This window comes from Novosphingobium sp. KN65.2 (genome assembly GCF_001368935.1).
Lineage (GTDB): Bacteria > Pseudomonadota > Alphaproteobacteria > Sphingomonadales > Sphingomonadaceae > Novosphingobium > Novosphingobium mathurense.
Genome location: NZ_CCBH010000039.1, coordinates 1 through 1,884, shown reverse-complemented (window position 1 = coordinate 1,884; position 1,884 = coordinate 1). Strand labels below are relative to the sequence as shown.

Annotated in this window: 2 protein-coding genes; both read right to left on the bottom strand. The window is 61.4% G+C overall.

Annotation, left to right across the window (positions count from 1 at the left end; translation table 11 throughout):
• Nucleotides 1-10: 10 nt before the first annotated feature.
• Complete coding sequence (locus tag SPHV1_RS01290; RefSeq protein WP_231634371.1) at nucleotides 11-1,462, bottom strand: DUF4942 domain-containing protein; 1,452 nt, start codon at nucleotides 1,460-1,462, stop codon at nucleotides 11-13.
• A 2-nt stretch (nucleotides 1,463-1,464) separates the two neighbouring features.
• The gene (locus tag SPHV1_RS01285; protein WP_008831823.1) at nucleotides 1,465-1,725 is read right to left on the bottom strand and encodes a hypothetical protein; all 261 of its coding nucleotides are present in this window, start codon (nucleotides 1,723-1,725) and stop codon (nucleotides 1,465-1,467) included.
• Nucleotides 1,726-1,884: the final 159 nt, after the last annotated feature.

Genomic DNA, 1,884 nt, shown 5'->3' with positions numbered 1-1,884 from the left:
CCTGCACCGATCAACCCGGCTTGCGGATCGCAAGCAAAACAGTGTTCACGTTGGTTCCGGCGTGGGCGAAAGAACCGGGGGGAAGGTCGATCCATTTGCGACCGTGGAAATAGATCGCCTCGCAACCAGCGATCATGCGGTGTAGCGCCTTGTGGCGCTGATCCTCGCCATACTCTGCCCGCGCGCTCATGATTGCCACCAGCACGCCTCCCGGTTTGAGAAAGGCGAGGGCATGGCGCACATGGTCACAGTCGCGGCCTCGATCAAAAGGCGGGTTCATTATCACCGCGTCGAACGGTGCGTAATGGGCCGGGTCCAATGCGAGAAAATCGCCCTCGATCGCATCGGCAAAGCCGTGGATTACGCGTAGTTCGTGGGCGAAGCCGGGTTGCAGCTCCACGCAAGTTACATCGGCACCAGCGTTGCGCGCGGCCGAAGCAAGCGCAGCCTTTCCCGCGCTAGGCTCTAGAACGCGCTGGCCTGTGCTGATCCTCGCATGTTCGATGACCTGGGCGGCGATCTCCGGGGAAGTCATGAACGCGCCGAAGTTCTTAGCGGGCGTGATATGATAGGCCGGGGCCGCTTCTGCCTCGGTCGTCTCATAGCCATCACCGATAGCCTCGCCGTAATATTCCGCGAGCAACAGATTCACGCTCTGCAGAAGGTCGTCACGCTCGAACCATATGTGCAGATTCCCATTCTTGAAGACGCGAACGCGGAAATAGTCGCCCTCGATCACGGTTGGCAGCGATCCGCGCACGCGTGCCGAATCGGCAACCTGTGAGGCGATGCTGTGGCCCTCTGAAACCGGGGGCTTTTCGTCCAGTTCCAGAAAGACGCGCTCCACGTCCCGCAACGTGTCGCGGCGCTCGTAGCGGTCCCATGATCCCCATTCGTTCAAGGCGCGGTCGATGATGAGACGCGCGCCGATCTTGAAACCGTTGTGCGAGCGAAAGCGGCGATCCAGCTTGGCGAAGACGTTGGCGATGCCGCGCAAATAAAGGTCGCGCCGGTTGGTCCAGATATTCCCGAAAGTGGCGGCGCAGTTGTCGGGCGTGAACGGCACGGGATCATCGCGCAAGCCGTCATGAAACTCCTTGCGGGCCTGCTGATCTAGCAGCTGGTCAAAACCCAGCTGCTCCATGAGGGCCGCCCAGCACCGGCGGTCCATCGTGTGCGTCAAGACGCGCTCGAAATTGTCGCGTGCGTCGATGGTCTTGCGCGCTCCCGTCTCCTTGTCGCGCTGGTCGATAGGCTGCGACTGGATAAAAGCGCGGGTCAACGTGTCCTCGGTCCAGTCGCGGCCACATGACAGCGACAGTGCGCCGCCAAGGGTCAGGCGGGCCGCCTCGTCGCGGGTTGCATGGTAGGTGTCATAGAGGCTGAGCCAAAGGGCTATGGCCTTGTCTCGGCCGTCGCAAATATCCGCGATCTGCGCGGGCGTCATAAGCTCCTGGCCCATGTTCACGCCCCCCCGACAATAAGAGCACCAAAGCCGAAGCCCTCGGCGGCGTCCTCGATGGTGGTCACAAGGCCGTCAAAATCTTCCTCCGGCCCTAGTAGGTCGGCAATCTCGATGACAGCGGGAAGGTCAGCGCCATGATTTTCGGCAAGGTCTTTGATGTAGCCAAAGCGGTCGAAATTGCCCTCTTCCTCATAGCGAGTGAGCGGGATGGTGCGGGCGGCGTTGATCCGAAGAATTGTGGCCAGCGGAATGTCGGTCATGTGCTGTTTTCCCTGCCTAGAATGGAGCCGAAGGCGATGACGGGTCATCGAATTCTGCCCAGCGGCGAGCAGGGCCGGGGAATGCCGCAAATCAGGGCCGATCAGGGGGGAGGGGAATCACCCGTCCTGCACGGAGCGAAGCGAAGGAAGGGCGGGGAA

What these genes read in the sequence shown, in the direction of transcription:
- SPHV1_RS01285 (WP_008831823.1), bottom strand. Translation starts at nt 1,725, where the DNA reads ATGACCGACATTCCGCTGGCCACAATTCTTCGGATCAACGCCGCCCGC.
- SPHV1_RS01290 (WP_231634371.1), bottom strand. Translation starts at nt 1,462, where the DNA reads ATGGGCCAGGAGCTTATGACGCCCGCGCAGATCGCGGATATTTGCGAC.